The organism is Bacillus gobiensis (assembly GCF_001278705.1).
Lineage (GTDB): Bacteria > Bacillota > Bacilli > Bacillales > Bacillaceae > Bacillus > Bacillus gobiensis.
Genome location: NZ_CP012600.1, coordinates 465,547 through 485,339 on the forward strand (window position 1 = coordinate 465,547; position 19,793 = coordinate 485,339).

A 19,793-nucleotide genomic window follows, 5' to 3' on the forward strand; every position below is an offset into this window, starting at 1 on the left:
GTCGAGGTAGGTCAAGAGGAATTTATACTTATGCTTAAAATCGAAAATGAGACAAAAATTCCAAGAATTTTTTTTCCTTCGCATTTTCGTGCTTAAATAGGACGTAAGCCCCTGTTGTCGGCAATTGGATACTGTTGCACTCTACTTTGATTAATCGTCCTTCCATCAGCTCGCGCCTAACGATAGAAGAAGGCAGGAAGGATACACCCAACCCTTCGGAAATGAACCGTTTCGTAATATAGGATTGAGTGACCTTCATCGTACGAATGAATGGATACTTCATCCTCAGATTGCTAAGCAGGTCGTCCCAATAGACCGGATGGCTATGAGTAAACAATAAATTATTTTCAAAGAGCTCGGCACAGTCAATCGGAGGTGCCGATTCATCCCAGCCATCATGAGGAGCTACCAAAATCACTGGATCCTGATAGAGGCTCCTGCAAATTAGTGAGGATTGCGGTGCATTCAACAGGCTTAAGCCAATATCTGCCTGATTGTCATTGATCATATTCGCAATTTCATCTGATTCACTAATTGTCACCGTTATTTCAATCTCAGGGTTCACTGTGGTGAATCTCTTTAAAACATAAGGCATAACTGTGTCAGCGATAAGAGGTGAAATGGCAAGGCTGAGCGTATTTGAATAGCCTTGTCTGAACCGATGGAGATCCGCCATGCTGTCCTCATAATCCTCTAAGAGTTTGAGAGCATACGGAAGGTATTGTCTTCCTTCCTCCGTCAGCGAGATTTGTCTTCCTTTTCTTTCAAAAAGCTTAATGCCAAGTTCTTTCTCAAGCAATTTCATATGAACGGTAACCGAAGGCTGTGAAATAAAAAGGGTTTCGGCAGTTTGTCTGAAGTTTTCATTTTTTGCTGCTGTAACAAAGGTTTGAAGCCATTTTAAATCCATGAAAGCCTCCTGATTAATAATATTAATTAATTATATGAAGAATATTTAATTTTTTTTAAAAGTATATCACGTATAATGTAAAGAACAAAGGAGGTAGTATGATGGTACATGTTGGATTAAAAGGGATTGTTTGCACAGAAACAAAAATCAGTCACATCGATGGCGATGTAGGCCAGTTAATTTATAGAGGTTATGATGCAAAAGATCTCGCAGTATCTTCAAGCTTTGAAGAAGTGGCTTTTCTGTTGCTTTTTGATAGAAAGCCAGATTCAGAAGAACTTGCTGCATTTAAAGAAAAATTAATTGGTTATCGCAGCCTTTCAGATTCAGCCATAGAGCTGATTAGCAGTTTGCCTCATGAAATGGACCATATGTCCGTACTTCGAACAGTAGTCTCCTCTCTCGGTGATTCTTCCCACCAATTTCCGCCAAAAAATGAGGAGGCATTGGAACTTATATCTGCCATTCCGACGATCATCGCTTTTCGCGAACGTTCTATGAATGGAGAAAAGCTCGTGCCGCCTTCCGATTCACTTGGCCACGTTGAAAACTTCTTGTATATGCTAACAGGAAAAAAGCCAAGCAGTGCAGAAGCTGTTGCGTTGGAAGCCTATATGATATTAACGATGGAGCACGGAATGAATGCTTCCACTTTCTCCGCAAGAGTAACCGTATCAACAGAGTCGGATTTAATTTCTGCCATCACCTCAGCACTTGGAACGATGAAGGGACCTCTTCACGGCGGAGCTCCTTCAGGCGTAATTCAGCTGCTTGATGAAATAAAAGATAAAAACAATGCAGAAAGCTATTTAAGAAACAAGCTGGAAAAAGGCGACAGATTAATGGGCTTCGGGCACAGAGTTTATAAAACGAGAGACCCGAGAGCAGTAGCTTTACAGAAAAAGACAAGCGAGGTAGCCGGAAACAACAGTGAGCTTGACCTTGCGTTGCATGTGGAAGAAACGGCAATTCGCCTACTGGAAGAATACAAGCCGGGAAGAAAGCTTTACACAAATGTCGAATTCTATGCGGCTGCCGTAATGAAAGCCATTCACTTAAACTCCGAATTATTTACGCCGATTTTTTCTGCTAGCAGAATCGTCGGCTGGAGTGCCCATGTGCTGGAACAGGCAAGCGACAATACGATTTACAGACCTTCGGCGAAGTATACCGGCAAGATGCTTGTTTGATTAGAATGAGAGTGACTCAGAAATGGGTTGCTCTTTTTTTCTTATGCTAGGTGTGTGGATATTTAAAATATGGACGCGGACAAAAGCTGCTTCAGAAAGCATATAAAATGTAGATAGAGGCACATAAAAAGGAAAGGAGGCACATATTATAGAGCTTATCCAGGAACCCGCAGTATATATTTGTCTGAACGATCCTGGATTTCAATCGATTCCTCACATCTGGAGCTTATTCTCTGTTAATGCAGGATAAGTACATTCCCTCCGCTTCACACCTAATCTTATAAAATTTCACGATTAATGGATGTGCATTCGATGGCAATCCAATCTTTAGTAATCTCCTTTTTCCGAGCCTTTTGTCAAACATCGCAAACGCACGAGTAAAGACATCAGGTGACTTAATTGCGTCCTCGATTGCAAGTGAATTGTAAGCCATAAACGGTTGATAAACATCGAAGGGATCAAAAATACCTTGGTTGATCAACATGTTATCTATTTCATTCGATGCTTTGATTAAGGCTTCTCTTTCTTTCGAATGAAACATTTGTCTCCAATCAGAAGAATAAGGAATAGGCTTCAATTTTCTTTCCGCTTTTATTTTCTCGTAAAGCTTTGCATGCTCTACCTCATATGTAATCATAGATGCAGAGAAGATCTCTTTTTTATCAAGGGTTATCCAAACTCGGCTAGGTCCATCATGGGATTTTCTGTAGACTGTCGCATGCAGTTTGATTCGGTTTTTTAAACTACTACATATGAATTCTTCAAGTGTTGACTTAAGCTTGCTCCATTGCAATGATATTGCTCCTTTTCAGTAGTTTCAGAGAAGTCTATAACTATTACCAAGCTCTTGCTTGATTTCATGTAGCATGTATTCAGCGAACGATGTTAATACTTCTGGATTAATATCTAATTTATCATTATATGATCTTCCTGAGTATTGACTTAAGCAAGCAGATATAATATCCGCATATTTTCTATCCAAATGCTTCAATCCCCATTCCCCGCCTTCTTTTTTAGAGGTAACGGCTTTATCTCGCAGAAAGCGTAAAACTCTGCATAAGTTTAAACAATAATAAACGGGGTTTTTAATAATTTCATTTTTTGCATTTTTAATATCTTGAACTATGGAATCAAGATAGTAGTGTTTCGGAACAGAATTGATTATTTCTTTAATCGGCTGTCCATAAATAGTTTTTCCTCTGTAATACGTCGTGTATAAATGTGCTGCTAAATCAGTATCCGTATCATTGTGGACCAAATATTGATTATCTGCTGTATATTTTTCTTTATGATAATCGGAATAGTGCAGCTCAAAAGGAGTCGGATAAACAAAATTCCCAGCATATTCTCCGAGGATCACACTCATTTCAATAGGGTTGGGATAATGGATATTAGAGAATGCCATCATGTTATCAATTAATCTTCTTTTTAATGAATCATCAGTTAGCTTGCTTTTGCAAATGACGAGTAAATCAATATCGCTGTGTATCGGGTTAAAGCAATTCATTGCTAGGGAACCGTGAAGGTAAATCCCGGCCAAATTGCTTTGTAAATGGTTTTGAAGGATACTTGATAGCTTTTCAATTGTATGATTGATTTTCAATAATGAACCTCCACCTTAAGGGATGAAAAGTATAGGTCCCGATATAATTAATTCCTCCGGCAAATCCGTTTTCTCTAAGATGCTGATTTTGTCTTCATTAATGAAATCCCCAGGCCAATAAAGACAATTCCCGTTAACTTGTTCATCATGCTTTCAATTTTTGGATTTTCCCTAAGCTTCGTTGTAGCAAAGGAGGAAAAATAAGCGATGAATAAACACCAAACTGTTCCCGTAATAGATATGGTTAGACCGAGAATCAGAAAAGGAATAGGGCCATAAGGATTATCTGTAGCCACAAATTGCGGCAAGAGCGAGATGAAGAATAGCGCAACCTTCGGATTTAAAACGTTTGACATGACGCCCTGCATATATATTTTTCTGAACGACAAATGCTCTTTAGTAGGAATTTCCTTGCTTAGAGCAGAGCCCTTCTGCCAAAGCATCCTTATTCCGAGGTAAATCAAATACGCTGCACCGATCAGCTTAATTGCAGTAAAAAGGAGGACAGACTGTGTCAAAATAATTGATAAGCCAAACGCAGCCAACATCGTATGGACTAGAACCCCGGTACTTACTCCGAGTACGGAATATACACCAGCAAGTTTTCCTTGAGAGATACTGCGGCTCATGATATAAATCGTATCTGTACCAGGCGTAATATTTAAAATAATCCCTGTAATGAGAAAAAGCCAAAAACTCGTTATCCCAAGCAAATTCATGCACCTCCAAAAATAATACGTTCAGATTAACATAGAAGATTGAAAATGAATATACAAATTTTTAACAAAGCAAGAATGACCCTTCGAAAGAACAATTCAGTTACAAAAAAACACATCGAAGTTATAGGTAGGTGTTTTTTAATTTAATTCGAATTCACAATTTTGAGATATTTCTCTTGACGTATCTTTATATGGAGGAATATTATAGTTATATAAAATAACCTAAGTGAAAAACTTCACTCATCTTTCCCAAGTATCTTCTTTATGTAGTGTCCGGCTTTAATAAATCCTGCTTAGTTTTGTGATTATAGCATAAGTCGCCTAGTAGCTTTTTTGTACGGATATATTTAAATTAGAGAAAGGATTGAGAATTGATGGTGGAAATAACTGTTTTAGTAAACTTCCAAGGAAGAAACTATCAAACAAACGTTATTGTTGATCGAAAGATTGCGAAAGAAGAAATATTACGTTTGGCTCAAGAGCAAGTTGAAAAACAATGGACACAATGATATCGAATTTTAATTTTCAGAAAAATCTAACAAGAACTTCTATGTTAGGTTCGGTTTGTTAAAGGAAGATTATAATAAATGTTACTGCAGTTGTAACAGTAGAAGGGGGAGGATAAAAGTAAACTTTACATCAGTATCACTCATTATGTTGTAATTCTATGAAGAATAATAAACGTACATTAAAATGGAGGTTATTAATTATGAAATTTTTTATTGATACTGCTAATCTTGATGATGTAAAAAAAGCATATAAAATCGGGGTTTTATCAGGCGTTACCACAAATCCTTCCTTAATTGCGAAAGAAGGGATAAAATTCGAGGATCGTATTGCGGAAATTTGCCAAACCGTGCCTGCGGTTGAATCTGTTTCAGCAGAAGTAACCCCTGACGCTATTACAGCTGAAGAGATGATCGCACAAGCAGATGAGCTAATAAAAATCAATGGCGGAGATGAGAAAGTAACTATTAAACTTCCTATGACGTTAGATGGTTTAGAAGCTTGTCGCTATCTTACGAATAAAGGCGTTAAAACCAATGTAACTCTAATTTTTACTGTGAACCAAGCGCTATTAGCTGCTCGTGCTGGTGCGACATATGTATCGCCGTTCCTTGGCCGTCTTGATGATATATCAGAAGACGGGGTGCAGCTGGTAGAGAAAATTGCTGAATTGTTCCGTATCCAAAACTTCGATACACAAATTATCGCTGCTTCTGTCCGTCATCCGGATCATGTCACTCGTGTAGCAATGGCTGGTGCTCACATTGCGACCGTTCCTTATAAAGTGATAGAGCAGCTATCCAAACACCCTCTAACGGATCAAGGCATTGAAAAATTTGCTGCTGATTGGGAAAAAGCGTCTAAAATTGAGGTTCTAAAATAAAAGTGTCAATCCGTCTTAAAAAGTGGCGTTAGTATCGATTTCTCTATAATCATACTAGCGCCACTTTTATTTTTAGCGGTTAAAAAGCTAGTCCGAACCGAATCTCATACATAGATCGATATTAATGGAAAATTGCTGAATGACTGTCATTTTATTAATTTAAACGTACAGAAAACAAATTAAATAATTTATGGTGAATTTGTGCGTTGTTCCTTTTTAAGCGGTTTAAACCGCTTCGAATTAATCCTTAATCCAACTTTCAGCCCAATCAGTGAGGTGACCAAGAATTTTTCCTAATTCCGTTCCCTTTTTTGTCAGTAAGTACTCTGTCCGTACAGGACGTTCAGGTATGACATGACGTATAACTATTCCATGCTCCTCAAGTTCTTTCATTCTCTCCGTAAGCATACGTTTACTCAAATCCGGAATGATCGAATGAATTTCACTAAAACGTTTAGGTCCGTTCATTAACACATAAATAATTAAACCCGTCCACCTTTTTCCTATTAGTTCAAAGCACTTGCTCTGACACTTGAATATTTTGCCCCTGTTCAAGCTTCATGTACCAAGTATAACTAATACCTGATATCTGAGCCAATTCCTCTCTCCGCAGCCCTGGCATACGCCTTCTTCCATCTACTGTAATATTAAAAGCGGTTGGGGACAATCGTTCCCGACGTGTACGAAGAAAGTCAGCCAATTCTGCTCTTCTTTGCTTATCGTTCATCGGATTATCTTCCTTTTTTAGGGTAGTAGTTTTTATTCTAGTCTAACTGGGGTCATTGTTCAACTCTCTAGATGGCGGCATACTTGGGATGAAAGGAAATACTCCAAAATCTAATTCTGATCCTTACCATAAGGAGAAAGGGGAAAAAATCTTATGTACGTAATTGCCGTTAGTTTTGAAATACTAGCAGAGCATCGTGAACATTTTAAACGTGCCGCACTTCAAGATGGCCGTGACTCCAGTGCCAATGAGCCCGGAACACTTCGATTTGAATTGATTGAAGATAAGGATAATCCCAATCGGTTCTATCTTAATGAGGCTTATGAGGATGAAGCCGCTTTTGACCTTCATTGCCAAGGACCCTACTTTAAAGCTTTTTTTGATGAAATTTCGGCTTATGCGCAAGGTCCGACATGGTTAATAAAAGGAACAGTCACATCATAAACAGATTCTCTGGTTGTTAAAAATACAAAGTGACAGACTCCTTTTTCGTTTTCGAGGTGTCACTTTGTTATTTACTATTCTACGCGGCCTCACTTGTACTTTTTGTCATTTTAAATTACGAAATATTAATATGGAGGTATATGATGCAAACAAGACAGCTGGGTTCGTCTGATCTTTTTATTATTCCGATTGGCTTTGGTGCTTGGGCAATCAGTGGCAGCAGTTGGGCATTCGCTTGGGGGACTCAGGATGACCGTGAGTCTAATGATGCGATCAAGCGAGCTGTCGATCTAGGAATCAACTGGATTATACAGCTGCCATTTATGGATATGGCCACTCAGAAGAAATTGTTGGGAAAGCACTAAAGGAAATTGGTTCTCAATAGCGTCCTTATATATTTACGAAGTGTGGAATTTTGCCCAGTTCGGAAGATAGTGTTACACATTGTCTTAAGGAAAATTCTATTCGTCAAGAGGTTAAGGGAAGCCTGAGACCCCTGGGATTCGATGAGATCGATCTCTATCAAATTCACTGGCCTTATCCAGAGGAAGATTATCTTGAAAGGTGGCAAACACTTGCTAAATTGCAACAAGAGGGGAAGGTTCGTTACATCGGTGTATCAAACTTTAAGCGGACGGTTGTTGTTTTCCCCAAGCAAAGCAAAAATGGATCCGCGTGCTAAGTTAAAGCTGAGTCCATTTAAGACAACTTTATTTCCATAGGCTTTCTTTAGTTCTTTAACCTCAATTAGAGCATTCTCCATAAATACCTCACTCCCATAATGAAAATCCCCTTTAATTTAGATTGACCAAATCAGTCAATATAAGAATGAATGCCTTACCACCTTTTGTTAATAAAAATTTGCTTTCGATTAGCGTGTCGATATCATCCTCAAAAGTAGATCGATTTTCCTGTCCATATTTTCATTCCACCAATTAAAATCCCCTTCCATCATTAACCCAGAAATGACAGTTAAAAAAAGCTCGAGTAATTCTTGGGGATCTGACTGGATGATCTCTCCATTTTCTTGACCTTCAATAAACAACGGAAGCAGTTGTTGTGCGTACTCTTCAGAAGAATGTTCTATCAGCTCTTTCGATTGTTCGGGTACAGGATATTTTGCTCGAAGGATATGTTGAATCACTCGAAACACATCGCTGTTTCCTTCTGTTAATGCGATACGGATAAAATGTTTGATTTTTTCAATAGGAGTTAACGGCAGTGCTTTAATTTCTTGAAATAATTCGGTTGCTCCGGTCATTGCCCATTTAAGACTTTCGTGCAAAACCTCTTCTTTGGACTTGAAATAATGATACAGCAGGCCGTGGCTTATACTCGCTTCGGCAGCAATCATGCTAATTTTCGTCAGTTTAATACCGTTTTCAGCGAACACCTTTAAAGCGGCAGACATGATTTGATTTTTACGTTCATTGCGAATTTGTTCCAATTGATTTTCATTTAATGGGGCCATAGCATTCTGAACTCCTCTATGTTTGTTTGTATGATTTTATCATAGCATGAATCCTTTGTAATGGATTGAAAGAAGAACAACTGGATTAGGCGCGAAAGTTGATTGCGTGCTTTTGCATAAATAAAAAGACATCCTTGCCTTTGAAAATGGATAACCCAAAACCAACTTTCATAAGGAGGATGTCAATCTAATCAACAATATGTGTATGGCAGGAGGGGGGACAAAGTTTCTAAATTTTCCTGCCCAATATTATGAGTCGGAAAAGACTTTCTGTTTTCCATTAACATTCATCAGCTGAGCAAGCAGTTCTTTTGCACTTTCATATAAAAAATATGCGGCTTTAACGATAGCTTTTTCATCAACCGTAAATGAAGGATGATGCCAGTCTTCATTTCCGCTTGTTCCGAAGAAAGCAAACGATCCTGGGATATTCTGAAGATAGTAAGCAAAGTCTTCGCCGGCTGTTGACGGATCCGGATCTATGACGTGCAGGGACAGCCTTTTGGCAGCGGCCCGGGTTGCATCTGTTATTTCCGAATGGTTAATCAGCGGCGGCGGCCCAGCAAACCATTGAATCTTTGCTTCCTGAGAAAACGCGGCGCTAACATGCTCTACTACAGAATAAAACCGTTCCTTTACTTCCTTTCGGACAGTGTTATCGAACGTTCGGACCGTTCCTTCAATCGTTACATCTTCAGGGATGACATTCCAAGTGCTTCCGCCTTCTATTCTCGTTACACTAACGACAGCACTCTGCAAGGGTGATACGTTTCTGCTGACAATCGTTTGTATAGATGAAATAAGCTGTGCTGCAGCCACAATCGGATCACGTCCATTATTTGGCAGAGCTGCGTGAGCGCCTTTACCTTTGATATTCACTTTAAAGCGGTCCACAGCCGCCATGATTGGACCGCTTTTTATCCCGACCGTACCCACCGGCAATTCCGGCTTGTTATGAAGGCCGATAATTGCATCAACATCATCAACCTGTCCGTCTTTTATGACTTTAACTGCACCTCCACCTGATTCTTCAGCTGGCTGAAACAAAAAACGAATGTTTCCCTGTAAGTTCTCCTGGTCTTCTTTTAGTAGATAAGCTGCACCTATAGCGGCAGCTGTATGAAAATCATGTCCGCATGCATGCATTTTACCTTTTATTTTTGAAGCGTACGGCAAATCTGTTTTTTCTTCGATCGGCAAAGCATCAATGTCGGCACGTACAGCAATTGTTGCTCCGGATTTTCCACCTTTAATATCGGCAAATACGCCCGTTTCAAGCGAAGTTGGACGAATCTCAATCTGTTTTTCTTGAAGCCAGCCTGTGATCGCTTTTGTCGTTTCAAACTCCTCTTTTGACAGCTCTGGATATTGGTGCATATGGCGGCGGATTGAAATTAAACGGGCTTCTAGTTCTGTTGGGCTCATGAAATTCACCTTCTTCTTTTATTAGATCAAAGCGATAGCATTTTACAAGTATATTTTGATTGTAAAATTCTTTGGATTCGTCTCGTTTAAATCCCAGCCATTCATACAATTGAATCGCTTTTTGCATCAGGTCGGTTGAATGCAAATACAAGCTTTCTGCCCTTTTTAATTTTGCATATTGACAGCTTTCTTTCAGCAAAGCCTGGCCGACACCACGCCCCCGCGCTTCTGGATGAACCGCAAGCAGACGGACAATCGGCGAAAAAATCTCCAGTTCCGGACGGCCATATGCCTTTTCCGAGGATTCAAACAACTGAAGTGTCCCGAGTACAGATTGCCCGTTTTTCGCTACCAGGATTCGATCAATTTGTGGATTATCAACTGAGGCACTAATATTCGCTAAATAGTTCAGCCACATATCAGGATTTTCAAATTTCTTCTCATATTGACTGTAACTATCGATCAACAACTGGCGTACGGTTTCTCTATCTTGTTCCTCTAGATCAGTGATCGATACGTTTTGAGACATTTAGATCTATCCTCCTTACGCATTATTCCTTAATTTGCTTCTTCCTGCAGCCAGTTGTCAGCCGCATCTCTTGAAATACGTCTTAAAAACCTGCGAGTTCGTTCTTCTTTGGGGCTGTTGAAAATTTCAAACGGTGTACCTTTCTCAACGATGATACCTTCGTCCATGAAAAGAATCTGGTCTGATACCTCACGGGCGAAATTCATTTCATGAGTAACGATAAGCATCGTGATTCCTTCTCTTGCAATGTCTCTAATAACAGAGAGAACTTCACCAACGAGTTCGGGATCGAGAGCCGATGTCGGTTCGTCAAATAGAATAACTTCCGGGTTTAGTGCCAGGGCGCGTGCGATGCCGACTCGCTGCTGCTGGCCGCCGGAAAGCTGGCTGGGATAATGATTCAGCTTATTGGAAAGTCCGACTTTTTCTAATACTCGTTCACTTCGCTCTTTTGCTTCCGCCTTATTGATTTTTTTTGCGATAATTAGTCCTTCCATAACGTTTTCAGTGACAGTTTTATGGGCAAATAAATTGTAGTGCTGAAACACCATTGCAGACTGTTTTCGAAGTGATATAATATCTTTTTTCTTAGCCTCTTTTGCTTCGAGCTTTATAGCACCAACGTGGACCGTGCCAGCATCCGGTTTTTCCAGATAGTTTACGCATCTAAGCAGTGTGGTTTTTCCGGAACCGCTTGGACCGAGAATCGTAACGACTTCTCCTTTTTCGATTGTTAGATTAATGCCCTTTAACACTTCCTGATGCAGGAATGATTTTTTTATGCCCTGCAGATAAATCATCGAACTCCTCCTCTTGTATAAGATGTAGCTTTTTTCTCCATAAGAGACGATAGGCTTTCTACAAGAATCGTCAATACCCAGTAAATAATTCCCGCAGCAATAAAAGCTTCAAGAAACTTTAAATTGGTTGAAGCGACAATATTGGCAGCTCCGGTTAATTCTTTTTGCGAAACGATAAACGCAATAGATGATGTATGCAAAAATCCGATAAAAATATTGGTGAAGTTAGGGATGGACTGTGCAAGTGCCTGTGGCAGAATGATGCGAAACAGTGTCTGAAACGTATTCATTCCCACAGAATACGCAGCTTCCGCCTGTCCTTTAGAAATGCTGGATATGCCCGAACGAATCACTTCTGATAAATATGCCCCGGCACTTAACGACAAAGCTGTCAGGACAAAAATGATGATAGGGATATTTTGCGAATTGGACTCTAATCCGAGCTGTACTGCTGCTTTATCAATAAGAAGCGGCAATCCGAAATAAATGATCATGATATGCATGATGATTGGCGTCCCTCTCAAAAATGAGACATATCCGTTCGCAATTGCAGTCAATCCTTTCACTTCATACACTCGGATCAGCGCTACTGCCAACCCGATTAAAAAACCGATAGATAAAGGGATAAGTGTGAGCATCATTGTAATTGGCAGAGCCTTTACTATTTCAGTTAAAGCCGTCCAAATAAACGGAATATCAATTGCCAAATTAATCTCTCCCTTTATTAATGCTTTAGCACAGCTGATTTATATTGGTTGATATGCTTTTCAAATAAACGAAATAATTTTTCAAAAATGAGCACTACGATGTAATAAATGACTGAAAGTGAAATATACACTTCTAGAGCATGAGCGCTCGATGCAATTAAAGTTTCGCCGCGGCCGACCAAATCCATGACACCAATCGTAAATGCAAGGGAAGTGTCCTTTAGTGATCCCACGACAGAATTTGCAATATTGGGCAATGCAATACCAATCGCCTGTGGGATGACTATGCGAAAAAAGGTTTGTACATCATTCATTCCGACTGAATATGCGGCTTCAGATTGCCCGTAGTCGACAGATTGAACAGCTCCTCTGAAAATTTCTGAAAAGACGGCTCCGTTACTGATCGCATATGTGATCATAACGAAATAAATCGGTTCCATTCTTGATAAGTCAAGGTTAATGATTGAGAGCAATGCCGGAACGCCGTAAAAAACAAGGAACAATTGAATTAAAATTGGCGTTCCACGAATAAATGAAACGTAAATGATAACCAGCTGTGAGAGTATCGGAATACGAAAAAGCCTCGGGACAGCAGCTGCTATCCCGATGACCATTCCACACACGATTGAGACGGCAAGAATTTGAAGTGTCACTCCTAAATATGGAATAAGAGTATAAAAAAATTCCCAAATTAACGTAAAATCAAATGCTTTCCCCAATTCTAAAACCACCTCGATTTGTTTAAAACTACTACTATTAAAAATCTACTGTGTAGTCAGCACCAAGCCATTTTTTACTTAGCTCACTTACAACTCCGTCTTTTTTTAGTTCAACAAGAGCTTCATCAATTCGCTTTTGCAAAGTTGTTTCATTTTTGCGGAGCAGGAAGTACACCTTTGAATTCAACAGCGGCTCGCCGACAATTTTTTGCTGGGCATCCGCCTGTTCATTTCTAAAATCAACAGCAAATGGAGTGGTGATTGTTGCGTCCGCACGACCTGTGCGAATTTGATTGATCGAATCATCAGCACCTTGACCCGAATACACAATATCAATACCCGCATTGTTTTCTTTATTGTATTTTTCTAGGAATACAGCGGAGTTGCTCGTTGCACTAACGACTGCTTTTTTTCCAGTTAAATCTTTGATCGATTGAATAGTATTATTGTCCTTTTGAACCGCCACATGGAGAGGGAACACGTTATATGGTTCTTTATTGAATAAGAATTTTTTCTGGCGCTCTTCATTCACTTCCATTTGATGAGCAATAAAATCAATTTTGTTCGTTTCAAGGCTAAGTAACAGATTAGAAAATTCCATCGTTTTAAATTCAAATTCGTATTCCGGAAGCTTCTTGTCAATCTCACGAACGAGCTCCACATCATACCCGGTCAGCTTGCCGTTTTCATCCAAAAAGCAGATTTTCGGGAATTGTGTGCCCGTTCCGACAATAATTTTTTGAACATTTTTCTTTGCGCTTCCAGAATCAGAGCCTGCCGATGTTTCTCCACCTGAGCATGCTGAAGCTAAAAAAGTAAATAATAATATGAATAGTAACCAGATTTTCTTATCCATCATTTCCTCCTAAAACAAACTTATTAACTGCTAATTGGTTCTTTGTTTTCAATTATGCGGTATAGAGGTTCGTTTAAAATTTTCCGAAGAAAGACGATTTTGTCGCCTTCGTATATTTTTTCATCAAAAATTCGGTAACCTCTTCGTTCATAAATCGAGACGAGCCAAGGATGGCGTTCGGCTGTAGCTAAATAAACTGCTGGAGCTTTCACTTGATCGCGTAGCACGTTTTCCTCTACGAAATTGAGCAGCTTTGAACCAATACCTTTCTGTTTGTATTCCGGATCTACGGCAAACCACCAGATGAACGGGTAAGGATCGCTGTGATCAGGATTAGCCCAAGGATACCTGACTGTTACAGTCGCAATAATCTTACCTTCGTCTTCAAGAACGTACATCGCATTTCGGGTGATATTATTCAAAACAAGCTGTAAGTCAGCATTTGCAGCTGTAAAATTAATGTTCAGTTTTCGGATCGGTTCGTATGACCGAAGTGTAAGTTCTAGGACGGTGTGAGCATCCTCCGGTAAAGCCAATCGGATTGTTTGCGTCAATTTCATTCCCTCCCCGAAATATTTATTAATCTAATGTTTTTACTCGGATTAAAACGAAAAACATTACGAAGTTTGTAAATACGGTGCCAATGCTTTCTCTACATGGTCGATACCAACCTTAGTTACGCCTTCGTAAATTCCATTTTTACCAATTTCAACTACTGGTACATGGCGGACGCCGTATTTTGCTTCTAAAATGTCCCGGCGATCATCGTTGTCTGTGACATCAATCGTTTGATAACCGACCTGTTTTTCTTTCAGATATTGTTTGACTTCCTCACAATAATGGCATCCTTCTTTTGACCAGACGATTACTGAAAATGTATTTGACAAATTAACTTCCTCCTTTAATAAACTGTGTGTTTTGTATATTGATTTTCCTTATAGGGAAGACCCAAATTTCCTCGAAGCGTATCGCTTTTATACTCGCGGCTGTAATACCCTCTTTTTTCAAGAATCGGAATGACATTCTCAATGAGATCATTCAAACCGCTTGATAGGATCGGTGCTCCAAAAATAAATCCATCTGCGCCGCTGTTTTCAATCCAGGAAATGAATTGATTGGCAACTTGTTCATATGTCCCAAAAAAAGTGCTTTTCGGCGTTGTTACCTGCAGGGCAACTTCACGAAGTGTTAAATTTTGTTCCCGTGCTTTCTGTTTAATTCGATCAGTTGTCGACTGAAAGCTATTTTTACCTACGTCACCAACATCGGGAAAGGGCCCGTCGAGTGGAAATACACTAAAATCAAAATGATCGAAAAATCTGCCTAAGTAATTAAGTGCATCTTCTATGGATACAAGTTCTTGTATAGATCTGTACTTTTCTTCAGCTTCTTCAATCGTTTCTCCAGTTATCGGGTGAATGCCAGGGAAAATACGGACTTCATCTCTATTTCGGCCAAGCGATTCAGCCCGCTGCTTCACATCTTTGTAAAACGATTGTGCTTCTTCAAGGCTTTCGGCATTAGTAAACACTGCATCGGCTTCTTTTGCAGCAAGATTTCGTCCTGCTTCTGATGCACCTGCCTGAAAAATAACCTGCTGTCCTTGGTTAGATCTTTCAATATTGAGCGGTCCTTTTACTTGAAAGAACCGGCCATTATGATTTAGTGTGTGGAGCTTATTTTGATCGAAAAATTGCCCCGTTTCCCGATTCCGTAAAAAAGCATCATCCTCCCATGAATCCCACAAGCCTTTGACAACCTGCAAGTACTCATTTGCAATTTCATAACGCAGTGCATGAGACGGATGCTTTCCTTTGTTATAGTTATCCGCAGAGCCTTCGAGCGGGGAAGTAACAACATTCCAGCCAGCACGACCGCCGCTTATTTTGTCCAATGATGCAAATTGGCGGGCGACAGTAAATGGTTCGCTGTAAGATGTTGACAATGTTCCAACCAAGCCGATTTTTGATGTAACTGTTGCAAGTGCAGATAAAACCGTAATAGGTTCAAAACGATTTAAAAAGTGAGGGATTGATTTTTCGTTAATGTACAGCCCGTCTGCAACAAATGCGAATGTAAACCCTGCTGCTTCAGCCTGCTTTGCAATAGATTGATAATACTTCAGGTTTACACTTGCATCCGCCGGAACTGCTGGATCCTTCCACGAATTCATATGTCCCCCGGCTCCATGGAGCATGACACCAAATTGAATTTGTTTTTTATAAGACATATTTTTCATTCCTTTTTGCATTCGTATAAGCAGGGCTTAATAGATAAAAAGACGTGCTTCTTGCTTCTTTTTGCTGGATGGGGGAATGCAATATAAACTCATCCACGCCGTATGTTTTATGCAAATGCTCTAGTTCTTCGTGTACAAACGCCGGAGTTCCGGCAATTATATCTAACTCATGTGCAGTTACCTCATACGGCTCTCCGGCTTGCGTTCCAAAGGCTTCTGCCTGCTCGGCTGATTGAAGGGTAAATCTCCTCCCGCTTTTTAAATGGACCTTAAACACTTTTTGATATTTTACAAGTTGCTGAGCTTCATGCTGTGTGGATGCAGCGATAACAGCGGCCGATACGATAAACCTTCCTTCAGGATATTGACTGTGATAAACTTTGGCCGCTTTTTCAAGAATCGTATCATCGCTGTTAATAAATCTTGCAAAAACGAAATTCCAGCCAAATTTAGCAGCCAATTCTGCACTTTTAGGACTTGCGCCAAGTAAATAGTTCTCCGTTTTTCCAGCCGGAAGCGGTGTAGCTTGAATACCCGCAAGCGGATGCGTTTTATCGACTGAATTTTCAAGTAATTGATGCAGAAATGAGAATCTGCCTTCAAAATCTTTTCCATCATTTATCGTTCCGAACTGCAGTGCTCTTGTGGAAAGGGGGAGGCCGCCTGGAGCTTTTCCAATGCCAAGATCTACTCTGTCAGGTGCCAATGTGGATAGGACGTGAAAATTTTCAGCTACTTTATAAGGACTGTAATGCTGAAGCATAACGCCGCCTGATCCTACACGGATAGAATTCGTCCTGGCCAGCAAATAGGAGATTAACACTTCAGGTGATGATCCAGCCAGTTGCTCTGCATGGTGATGTTCTGAAACCCAAAAACGTGAATAGCCCCATTCTTCTGCCTGTTGGGCTAGACGAATCGTTTGCTGCAGTGCATCAAATGCTGTCTCTCCATCATGAATTGGACTTTGATCCAACAAACCAAGCTTATAACCCATATGTTGTTCCTCCAGTTATTAATCAGTTTTCTATCTAACGACCTGTGACTTTCAAAATTAATGATAAAAAAAGCAGCACATTCTTCTAGTGTAAGAATTGCTGCTCCAGTTGACTGGTCACAAAATATTCATTTGAAAAAGTCGTAGTGAATTCCTTAAGTTTTATCGTCAGTCCGCCATGTCCAAATCTCATAAATTTCTGAGAATCATGATTTTCGTCTTTCACAAATTCTAAAAAAGCTAAAATATAGATGCGTCTAAACATAATATTAATCACACCATACTCGTAAAACCAATTATCTATTGAATTATATACCCCTCTATTTATACGGTACATTTGATTGCATTTGTTATAAAAGCTCAAGTCAGGAAGATTTAAATACTCGTTTTTCAGTAAAGTAGTTTTGCTCGGATTTTGTAGTAATTCCAGTGAGTTTAAAACGTTCTTTCGCATATAAAATATCCTCCTTGATTTGTTGCTTTAATAACTCTAATGAAGCAAACTTTCTTTCCTCTCTAATTTTAAAGAGTAACTCGCATACTAAATATTCTCCGTATATATTGTCATTAAAATCTAATAGGAATATTTCCGTTGTTTTTTGTAAATTTGAATCAACAGTTGGTTTTACACCTATATTCATTACACCTAAATACTTCGTTTCACGGAGTTCGGCAACGACACCGTAAACTCCATTAACCAAGCCGTTAACATTCGCATCAATATTAGCTGTAGGAAAGCCTAATTGTCTTCCTAGCTTCCTGCCTGTGACTACTCTGCCTGAAATAAGCCGATCTTCATTAAAGTTTGGAGATGAAGCTGTTAATGCCAACGAAAACACTCCTTTAGTCGATTAAGCCTTTAAGTTATTCAAGTGGTTTCTTTCGTTCTATTTCATGACTGTATTCAGTTTCAATCTCAGATAATGTTAATTCATAGAGATGATGTTCCTCTTTTTTATATATACCTAATGCAATTAACTCTTCAATTAATTTTTCTTTCCTCCGATATACTGCTTCACTCAACTTGGACATTTATTTATCCTCCCCTTTAGAAAGCTAACGTTTTATCGTTTATCATTAGAAGAGTCATTCAAAACAAAAAATTCCACATTTATAACATAAATTTAACCTCTAATTATCCAGTTGGTTTCATACAAGCAGGTCGAAAATAAGAAATTATTGTTAAATATAAGCTCGTTAGTTTTGAAACCATTATTCTAGTTCGTTTTAAATCTTCTTAACTGCTCCTCGCCTTTTTTCAAAGAAAAACGAAATTTCTCACCTTTTTCGATTTGTGTTACTTGAGAGTCGTGGATGGTGATCTGGATTGTTCCATACTCAATACCTTCCAAAAAACTGATGATTTTATCAATGACTTCTTGATCAATTTTATTTTTTGAAGACAACTACTTTCTCCCCTTTTCAAGTGTAATTCTCCCGAACAAAATGGACTTTTTGCCGGGATTTAGACTCAGCGATAAATAAGAAATTAATTCCGAGTTAAACAATTGGTTATATAGGTTTTATATATCATATAATGGATTTTCAGCGAAATCAACACAAGAATGATTTTTTTAAAAAAATATTTTCTTTTCTATCTAATCAGCTTATTTCTGGATGAACATGAGGGAGGGCTGAGACATACTCATATAAAAATGAAAAACCCCTATATAAGGGGTCCTGTGAATACGAAAAGCGTGAAGCGTTTTGTAAATGACCGTTTTACTAAAAGGTAATAAGTTTATGAAGCGTGTGTAGTCTTTTTCGATTGTTGGCTGGCTTTAAGTGCCGAGTCTAAGTCTTCTAATATATCTTCAATTGCCTCTGTCCCTACAGACAATCGTATAAGTTCTGGTGTTACCCCGGATAAGAGCTGTTCTTGTTCAGACAGTTGTTGGTGTGTTGTGCTTGCCGGATGAATAATAAGTGACTTAGAGTCTCCTATATTTGCTAAATGAGAAAATAGCTGTACAGAGTCAATCAATTTTTTGGCTGCTTCTACGCCGCCCTTTATTCCAAATGTCAAAATAGCTCCTTGTCCTTTAGGTAAGTATTTTTGAGCTAACGAATATGATGGGTGGCTGCTTAAACCTGCGTAACTAACCCATTCGACCAGTTCATGCGATTCTAGGAATTCTGCAGTTTTCAGAGCATTCTCACTATGCCGTTCTAATCTAAGATGCAATGTTTCTAATCCTTGAAGCAAAAGAAATGAATTAAATGGAGATAGAGCTGCACCTATATCCCTTAATAATTGAACCCGGGCTTTTGTGATATAAGCGGCTTCACCTGCAGCCTCAGTGTAAACGATGCCGTGGTAACTTGGATCTGGCTCGGTTAAGTCTGGGAATTTTCCACTGGCAGCCCAGTCGAATTTTCCGCTATCGACAATCACTCCTCCTATGGCGGTTCCATGACCGCCGATAAACTTCGTTGCTGAGTGAACGACAATATCTGCTCCGAAATCAATCGGCCGCAAAAGATGCGGACTCGGCAATGTATTATCTACAATAAGAGGGATACCGTTTTCATGAGCGATATCTGCAACGGATTGAATATCTAAAATATCGCCTTTAGGGTTTCCTACAGATTCTGCGTAAATGGCTTTCGTCTTTGAAGTAATGGCTTTTTTAAAGTTTTCAGGGTCTACAGGGTCTACAAACTTCACGTGAATGCCGAATTTGGGCAGGGTAGAGGAAAATAAATTGTATGTTCCCCCATATAAACTGTTGGAGGAAACAATTTCATCACCAGAAGAAGCGATATTGAGAATAGAGTATGTGGTTGCGGCCTGTCCAGATGCAACACCTAGTGCGCCAACGCCGCCTTCTAAAGAGGCAATTCTCTGTTCGAAAACATCTGTAGTAGGATTGATAATTCGTGTATATACATAGCCTTCTTCACTTAAATCAAACAAGCTTGCTGCATGTTCACTGTCACGAAATCCGAATGAAGTGGTTTGATAAATAGGTACAGCACGGGATAAAGTGGCGGGATCAAGTTGCTGTCCAGCATGAATAGATTTTGTTTCGCTTCGTAATCGTCTTTCTTCTGACATTTGAATTCC

28 protein-coding genes are annotated in these 19,793 nt (G+C 39.4%); 6 read left to right on the plus strand and 22 right to left on the minus strand.

Annotated elements, in window-relative coordinates; all coding sequences use genetic code 11:
- Nucleotides 1–34 precede the first annotated feature (34 nt).
- Nucleotides 35–910, minus strand: coding sequence for a LysR family transcriptional regulator (locus AM592_RS02285; protein WP_053602274.1), 876 nt, complete (start codon nucleotides 908–910; stop codon nucleotides 35–37).
- Nucleotides 911–1,011: 101 nt separating this feature from the next.
- On the opposite strand from AM592_RS02285, the gene AM592_RS02290 reads away from it, so the two are divergent.
- A complete protein-coding gene (locus tag AM592_RS02290) occupies nucleotides 1,012–2,100 on the plus strand; it encodes a citrate synthase/methylcitrate synthase (protein WP_053602275.1) in 1,089 nt (362 codons plus the stop codon).
- A gap of 226 nt (nucleotides 2,101–2,326) precedes the next feature.
- On the opposite strand, the gene AM592_RS02295 is transcribed toward AM592_RS02290, so the two are convergent.
- The 3 genes from AM592_RS02295 to AM592_RS02305 all read right to left on the minus strand — a co-directional run bounded on the left by AM592_RS02295 (nucleotide 2,327) and on the right by AM592_RS02305 (nucleotide 4,416).
- Entirely contained in the window at nucleotides 2,327–2,893 is a 567-nt protein-coding gene (locus tag AM592_RS02295) for an SF0329 family protein (protein WP_053602276.1), read from the minus strand.
- A 24-nt stretch (nucleotides 2,894–2,917) separates the two neighbouring features.
- Nucleotides 2,918–3,703 (minus strand): aminoglycoside adenylyltransferase domain-containing protein, encoded by a 786-nt coding sequence (locus AM592_RS02300; RefSeq protein ID WP_053602277.1) that lies wholly within the window; start codon nucleotides 3,701–3,703, stop codon nucleotides 2,918–2,920.
- 74 nt (nucleotides 3,704–3,777) lie between these two features.
- Complete coding sequence (locus AM592_RS02305) at nucleotides 3,778–4,416, minus strand: LysE family translocator (protein ID WP_053602278.1); 639 nt, start codon at nucleotides 4,414–4,416, stop codon at nucleotides 3,778–3,780.
- Between the two features lie 380 nt (nucleotides 4,417–4,796).
- Between AM592_RS02305 and AM592_RS02310 the strand changes: the two genes are divergently transcribed.
- Entirely contained in the window at nucleotides 4,797–4,931 is a 135-nt protein-coding gene (locus tag AM592_RS02310) for a BA3454 family stress response protein (protein WP_053602279.1), read from the plus strand.
- A 200-nt stretch (nucleotides 4,932–5,131) separates the two neighbouring features.
- A complete protein-coding gene (gene fsa, locus AM592_RS02315) occupies nucleotides 5,132–5,812 on the plus strand; it encodes a fructose-6-phosphate aldolase (protein WP_053602280.1) in 681 nt (226 codons plus the stop codon).
- A gap of 240 nt (nucleotides 5,813–6,052) precedes the next feature.
- On the opposite strand, the gene AM592_RS02320 is transcribed toward fsa, so the two are convergent.
- Both AM592_RS02320 and AM592_RS23045 read right to left on the minus strand, forming a co-directional pair.
- Nucleotides 6,053–6,367 (minus strand): winged helix-turn-helix transcriptional regulator, encoded by a 315-nt coding sequence (locus AM592_RS02320; protein ID WP_053602281.1) that lies wholly within the window; start codon nucleotides 6,365–6,367, stop codon nucleotides 6,053–6,055.
- Nucleotides 6,324–6,539 carry a helix-turn-helix domain-containing protein gene (locus AM592_RS23045; RefSeq protein ID WP_082363657.1) on the minus strand — a complete coding sequence of 72 codons (216 nt, stop codon included), beginning with the start codon at nucleotides 6,537–6,539 and terminating at the stop codon, nucleotides 6,324–6,326. The genes AM592_RS02320 and AM592_RS23045 overlap by 44 nt, the downstream gene beginning before the upstream one ends.
- Before the next feature lie 153 nt (nucleotides 6,540–6,692).
- Between AM592_RS23045 and AM592_RS02325 the strand changes: the two genes are divergently transcribed.
- The 3 genes from AM592_RS02325 (at nucleotide 6,693) to AM592_RS25295 (ending at nucleotide 7,665) form a co-directional block, all read left to right on the plus strand.
- On the plus strand, nucleotides 6,693–6,983 hold the full coding sequence (locus AM592_RS02325) for a putative quinol monooxygenase (protein ID WP_053602282.1): 291 nt from the start codon (nucleotides 6,693–6,695) through the stop codon (nucleotides 6,981–6,983).
- 140 nt (nucleotides 6,984–7,123) lie between these two features.
- Entirely contained in the window at nucleotides 7,124–7,348 is a 225-nt protein-coding gene (locus tag AM592_RS24470) for a hypothetical protein (protein ID WP_225970320.1), read from the plus strand.
- A gap of 50 nt (nucleotides 7,349–7,398) precedes the next feature.
- The gene (locus AM592_RS25295; protein WP_211086296.1) at nucleotides 7,399–7,665 is read left to right on the plus strand and encodes an aldo/keto reductase; all 267 of its coding nucleotides are present in this window, start codon (nucleotides 7,399–7,401) and stop codon (nucleotides 7,663–7,665) included.
- Here the strand turns inward: AM592_RS25295 and AM592_RS24290 are convergent.
- The 16 genes from AM592_RS24290 to AM592_RS02405 form a co-directional block, all read right to left on the minus strand.
- Nucleotides 7,603–7,746 carry a P-loop NTPase family protein gene (locus AM592_RS24290; protein ID WP_192841163.1) on the minus strand — a complete coding sequence of 48 codons (144 nt, stop codon included), beginning with the start codon at nucleotides 7,744–7,746 and terminating at the stop codon, nucleotides 7,603–7,605. The two genes, AM592_RS25295 and AM592_RS24290, sit on opposite strands and share 63 nt — an antisense overlap.
- A gap of 108 nt (nucleotides 7,747–7,854) precedes the next feature.
- Nucleotides 7,855–8,454 carry a TetR/AcrR family transcriptional regulator gene (locus AM592_RS02335; protein ID WP_053602284.1) on the minus strand — a complete coding sequence of 200 codons (600 nt, stop codon included), beginning with the start codon at nucleotides 8,452–8,454 and terminating at the stop codon, nucleotides 7,855–7,857.
- Nucleotides 8,455–8,703: 249 nt separating this feature from the next.
- Entirely contained in the window at nucleotides 8,704–9,879 is a 1,176-nt protein-coding gene (locus AM592_RS02340) for an amidohydrolase (RefSeq protein WP_053602285.1), read from the minus strand.
- The gene (locus AM592_RS02345) at nucleotides 9,794–10,408 is read right to left on the minus strand and encodes a GNAT family N-acetyltransferase (protein ID WP_082363659.1); all 615 of its coding nucleotides are present in this window, start codon (nucleotides 10,406–10,408) and stop codon (nucleotides 9,794–9,796) included. Before AM592_RS02345 ends, AM592_RS02340 begins: the two co-directional genes overlap by 86 nt.
- Nucleotides 10,409–10,437: 29 nt before the next feature.
- Entirely contained in the window at nucleotides 10,438–11,208 is a 771-nt protein-coding gene (locus tag AM592_RS02350; RefSeq protein ID WP_053602286.1) for an amino acid ABC transporter ATP-binding protein, read from the minus strand.
- Nucleotides 11,205–11,915 (minus strand): amino acid ABC transporter permease, encoded by a 711-nt coding sequence (locus AM592_RS02355; RefSeq protein WP_053602287.1) that lies wholly within the window; start codon nucleotides 11,913–11,915, stop codon nucleotides 11,205–11,207. Before AM592_RS02355 ends, AM592_RS02350 begins: the two co-directional genes overlap by 4 nt.
- A 17-nt stretch (nucleotides 11,916–11,932) precedes the next feature.
- Entirely contained in the window at nucleotides 11,933–12,634 is a 702-nt protein-coding gene (locus AM592_RS02360; RefSeq protein WP_053602288.1) for an amino acid ABC transporter permease, read from the minus strand.
- Nucleotides 12,635–12,671: 37 nt separating this feature from the next.
- A complete protein-coding gene (locus tag AM592_RS02365; protein WP_053602289.1) occupies nucleotides 12,672–13,490 on the minus strand; it encodes a transporter substrate-binding domain-containing protein in 819 nt (272 codons plus the stop codon).
- Between the two features lie 23 nt (nucleotides 13,491–13,513).
- Nucleotides 13,514–14,044 carry a GNAT family N-acetyltransferase gene (locus AM592_RS02370; protein ID WP_098945178.1) on the minus strand — a complete coding sequence of 177 codons (531 nt, stop codon included), beginning with the start codon at nucleotides 14,042–14,044 and terminating at the stop codon, nucleotides 13,514–13,516.
- 63 nt (nucleotides 14,045–14,107) lie between these two features.
- On the minus strand, nucleotides 14,108–14,377 hold the full coding sequence (locus tag AM592_RS02375; RefSeq protein ID WP_053602291.1) for a glutaredoxin family protein: 270 nt from the start codon (nucleotides 14,375–14,377) through the stop codon (nucleotides 14,108–14,110).
- A 14-nt stretch (nucleotides 14,378–14,391) separates the two neighbouring features.
- Complete coding sequence (locus AM592_RS02380; protein ID WP_053602292.1) at nucleotides 14,392–15,720, minus strand: LLM class flavin-dependent oxidoreductase; 1,329 nt, start codon at nucleotides 15,718–15,720, stop codon at nucleotides 14,392–14,394.
- Nucleotides 15,710–16,726, minus strand: a complete 1,017-nt coding sequence (locus AM592_RS02385; protein WP_053602293.1) for an LLM class flavin-dependent oxidoreductase — start codon at nucleotides 16,724–16,726, stop codon at nucleotides 15,710–15,712. The genes AM592_RS02380 and AM592_RS02385 overlap by 11 nt, the downstream gene beginning before the upstream one ends.
- A 365-nt stretch (nucleotides 16,727–17,091) precedes the next feature.
- Nucleotides 17,092–17,556 carry a riboflavin kinase gene (locus AM592_RS25085; RefSeq protein ID WP_280882965.1) on the minus strand — a complete coding sequence of 155 codons (465 nt, stop codon included), beginning with the start codon at nucleotides 17,554–17,556 and terminating at the stop codon, nucleotides 17,092–17,094.
- A 34-nt stretch (nucleotides 17,557–17,590) separates the two neighbouring features.
- Nucleotides 17,591–17,758 carry a Fur-regulated basic protein FbpA gene (locus AM592_RS02395; RefSeq protein ID WP_053602294.1) on the minus strand — a complete coding sequence of 56 codons (168 nt, stop codon included), beginning with the start codon at nucleotides 17,756–17,758 and terminating at the stop codon, nucleotides 17,591–17,593.
- Nucleotides 17,759–17,943: 185 nt separating this feature from the next.
- Nucleotides 17,944–18,132, minus strand: coding sequence for a YezD family protein (locus AM592_RS02400; protein ID WP_053602295.1), 189 nt, complete (start codon nucleotides 18,130–18,132; stop codon nucleotides 17,944–17,946).
- Between the two features lie 335 nt (nucleotides 18,133–18,467).
- On the minus strand, nucleotides 18,468–19,784 hold the full coding sequence (locus tag AM592_RS02405) for a homocysteine synthase (protein WP_053602296.1): 1,317 nt from the start codon (nucleotides 19,782–19,784) through the stop codon (nucleotides 18,468–18,470).
- Nucleotides 19,785–19,793: the final 9 nt, after the last annotated feature.

Coding starts and splice junctions, on each gene's coding strand:
- AM592_RS02285 (WP_053602274.1), bottom strand. CDS start 910: ATGGATTTAAAATGGCTTCAAACCTTTGTTACAGCAGCAAAAAATGAA.
- AM592_RS02290 (WP_053602275.1), top strand. CDS start 1,012: ATGGTACATGTTGGATTAAAAGGGATTGTTTGCACAGAAACAAAAATC.
- AM592_RS02310 (WP_053602279.1), top strand. CDS start 4,797: ATGGTGGAAATAACTGTTTTAGTAAACTTCCAAGGAAGAAACTATCAA.
- fsa (WP_053602280.1), top strand. CDS start 5,132: ATGAAATTTTTTATTGATACTGCTAATCTTGATGATGTAAAAAAAGCA.
- AM592_RS23045 (WP_082363657.1), bottom strand. CDS start 6,539: ATGAACGATAAGCAAAGAAGAGCAGAATTGGCTGACTTTCTTCGTACA.
- AM592_RS02325 (WP_053602282.1), top strand. CDS start 6,693: ATGTACGTAATTGCCGTTAGTTTTGAAATACTAGCAGAGCATCGTGAA.
- AM592_RS24470 (WP_225970320.1), top strand. CDS start 7,124: ATGATGCAAACAAGACAGCTGGGTTCGTCTGATCTTTTTATTATTCCG.
- AM592_RS24290 (WP_192841163.1), bottom strand. CDS start 7,746: ATGGAGAATGCTCTAATTGAGGTTAAAGAACTAAAGAAAGCCTATGGA.
- AM592_RS02335 (WP_053602284.1), bottom strand. CDS start 8,454: ATGGCCCCATTAAATGAAAATCAATTGGAACAAATTCGCAATGAACGT.
- AM592_RS02340 (WP_053602285.1), bottom strand. CDS start 9,879: ATGAGCCCAACAGAACTAGAAGCCCGTTTAATTTCAATCCGCCGCCAT.
- AM592_RS02345 (WP_082363659.1), bottom strand. CDS start 10,408: ATGTCTCAAAACGTATCGATCACTGATCTAGAGGAACAAGATAGAGAA.
- AM592_RS02350 (WP_053602286.1), bottom strand. CDS start 11,208: ATGATTTATCTGCAGGGCATAAAAAAATCATTCCTGCATCAGGAAGTG.
- AM592_RS02365 (WP_053602289.1), bottom strand. CDS start 13,490: ATGGATAAGAAAATCTGGTTACTATTCATATTATTATTTACTTTTTTA.
- AM592_RS02380 (WP_053602292.1), bottom strand. CDS start 15,720: ATGTCTTATAAAAAACAAATTCAATTTGGTGTCATGCTCCATGGAGCC.
- AM592_RS02385 (WP_053602293.1), bottom strand. CDS start 16,726: ATGGGTTATAAGCTTGGTTTGTTGGATCAAAGTCCAATTCATGATGGA.
- AM592_RS02395 (WP_053602294.1), bottom strand. CDS start 17,758: ATGTCCAAGTTGAGTGAAGCAGTATATCGGAGGAAAGAAAAATTAATT.
- AM592_RS02405 (WP_053602296.1), bottom strand. CDS start 19,784: ATGTCAGAAGAAAGACGATTACGAAGCGAAACAAAATCTATTCATGCT.